The organism is Actinobaculum sp. oral taxon 183 str. F0552 (assembly GCF_000466165.1).
Lineage (GTDB): Bacteria > Actinomycetota > Actinomycetes > Actinomycetales > Actinomycetaceae > Peptidiphaga.
Genome location: NZ_KE951405.1, coordinates 120,114 through 122,740, shown reverse-complemented (window position 1 = coordinate 122,740; position 2,627 = coordinate 120,114). Strand labels below are relative to the sequence as shown.

2 protein-coding genes are annotated in these 2,627 nt (G+C 69.0%); one reads left to right on the top strand and one right to left on the bottom strand.

Annotation, left to right across the window (positions count from 1 at the left end; translation table 11 throughout):
• On the top strand, positions 1–1,063 hold a 1,063-nt coding region (gene mtnN, locus HMPREF0043_RS11890), incomplete at its 5' end, for a 5'-methylthioadenosine/S-adenosylhomocysteine nucleosidase (RefSeq protein WP_021600767.1).
• A 191-nt stretch (positions 1,064–1,254) separates the two neighbouring features.
• On the opposite strand, the gene HMPREF0043_RS00480 is transcribed toward mtnN, so the two are convergent.
• A partial coding sequence (locus tag HMPREF0043_RS00480; RefSeq protein ID WP_021600766.1) for a prolyl oligopeptidase family serine peptidase occupies positions 1,255–2,627 on the bottom strand: 1,373 nt, incomplete at its 5' end.

The window sequence follows — 2,627 nt, the reverse complement described above, 5'->3', positions numbered from 1 at the left end:
GGCCGGCGGGTTGGCCGGCTCCACGCGTGTCCTCGACGTCGTCGCCGGCTCGGCCTACGCCTACGGAACCGCCGACGCCACGGCCTTCGGCTACGAACGCGGGCAGGTCCCGGGCCAGCCGGTCGCCTTCCCCGGCGACGAGGACCTGCTCGGCCACGTCGGCGCCGACGTCAAGACCGGTCTCATGCTCTCCGGGGACTCCTTCGTCACCGCACGGAACGTCGGCGACATGCGGCAGGCCTTCCCGAAGGCGCTGACGACCGACATGGAGTCCGCCGCCGCCGCGCAGATCTGCGCTGCCTGGGACATCCCCTTCGCCTCCATCCGGTGCGTGTCGGACCTGTGCGGGCCCGAGGCCGGCCAGGACTACCATGTGGCCGTCGAAAAGGCCGCGAGCGCGAGCGCGAACGCCGCCGTCAGGGCGCTCGGCGGCTACATCGGGCGGCCGGTCCGCGGCCGGTCCCCCCTTTTCGACAGGGCCGCCGTCAACGCCGCCCTTCTGCTCATGCTGGCCAAATCCCGCCGGCTCGAGCCCTCTGCGAACCTCGCCGGGCTGGCCGACGACATCGAAGAGGCCACGCGCGAGCAGCTGAGCGAGACGCCCGGGTTCGTCGACGAGGCGCTGGGGCTGATCGCTGCGGCTCAGGAGGAGATCACCAGCCATCCCGAGGTGTCGATCACCGCCAAGGCCTACGACGCCGCTCGCGCGGAGCTCATCAAGTCGCTGGGCGGGACGCCCGACTCCGGTCAGATCACCTGGCCGCCGACGTCCCAGACCGTCTCCAAGCGTTCGAATGGGTACTGGAACGACGCCCTCGCCCAGTTGGGGCTGAGGGTGAGGGCGGGCCGGCAGCGGGGGGCTGCGAAGTTCACCGACGAGGACTACCTCGACACGCTTCGCGCCTTTGCGAACTGGACCGAGCGCTTCGGACTCAAACCCACCGTCGCGGCGTACGGGCGCTGGTTGAATGAGGGCTTCTCCGGGGAGGCGCGGCCCTCGTCGGCGGCGATTCGCCAGCATTTCGGGACGTGGCGGGCGGCCCTGGCAACCGTTTCGCAATAGCGGGCCGTCTGCCGACACCAGCCGCTCGATTCCGTCATTTCCCGACGGGCATCGGCATGCTCTAGAATAGGAGGAGTATCACACACGTAAGTCGGTTTGCGAACCGCGCCTCTATGAGGGGAAGAGATCAACGGCGATCGTCTTCCCCTCATGGGTTATCTCGCCCTCGTGAGCGGGCCGGTGGCGTCATCTCACTCCGTGGCGCCGATCTGATCGAGGATCCACGCCAGTTCGAAGGACTGTTTGTCCCACCGGTCGTAACGGCCCAGCTTGCCGCCGTGGCCGGCCGCCATTTCGATCTGCTCGAGGATGGGCCGGGCGATCGGGTCGTTCGAGGAGCGTTCGCGCAGGATCTGCACCCACTTGGTGGGCTCCACGTAGAAGACGCGGATGTCGTTGAATGACGTGGTGGCGAGGACGGCGGGGTATTCGGCTTCCACGACGTTCTCCGTGGGCGAGTACGACCGCATGTACTCGTAGATCTCCGGCGAGTCGATCGGGTTGCCCCATTCCTCCCATTCGCCCACGGTCAATGGCAGTTCGGGGCGGAGGATCGTCGTGAGCGCGTCGACGAAGGGCACATCGGCGTGGATGGCGCGGAACTGGTCGGGGGCGAGGTTGGCGACGGCGCCCATGAGCAGGCCGCCGGCCGAGGACCCTTCGGCCGCCAGGCGCTGGTCGGCCACCCATCCCGAGGAGTGCAGCCACTTCGCGCAGGCGATGAAGTCGGTGAACGTGTTCTTCTTCTTCAGGAGTTTACCGTCGTCGTACCAGGCGCGGCCCATCTCGCCGCCCCCGCGGACGTGGGCGAAGGCGAGGACGACGCCGCGCTGGAGGGCTGAGACGTTTATCGGGGCGAACCACGGGTCGTAGGAGACCTCGTAGGAGCCGTAGCCGTATATGAGTCCGGGATTCGAGCCGTCGGGTTCGAGGTCCTTGCGGTAGGCGATCGTCATGGGGATGTCGGTGCCGTCGTCGGCCGTGACCCACACGCCCTGCTGGGCGTAGTCCTCGCGGTCGTAGTTGGGGACCTCCAGACGCTTGAGCACGGTGGACTCTCCCGTGTGGGGGCAGTAGGACACCCACGTGCGCGGGGTCAGGACCGACTCCACCATGTAGACGACCTCGCCCGTCTGCCAGTGCGATTGCGGCAGGTGCATGATGGTGGCCAGGTCCTCGGAGGGGACCGGCGTGGCCTGCCGCCACTCGGTGGGCCCCGCGGCGACGGCCCCGTTGCACGCGGCGCCCCGGGGCATGACGCGCAGCTGCGTCTGTCCGCCCGACCGCATGGACACGACGGCGAAGTCCCGGTAGGCGTCGATGCCGACGACGCGCTCGCCCGGGCGGGGGATGAGGATCGGCGTCCACTCCTCCGGCCGCGAGCCCCGGATCGCGGCGATGGCGACCTCGAAGTCGGGGCGGTTGGCGTTGTGGACGATAAGCAGGTGGTCGCCGGCGGGTTCGACCGTGTAGTCCAGGCCCGGCCGGCGGCCGCACACGAGGATCGGCGGAGCCTCGATGTCGGCGGCGTCGAAGAGCCGCACCTCGGCAGTCGAACGCGAGA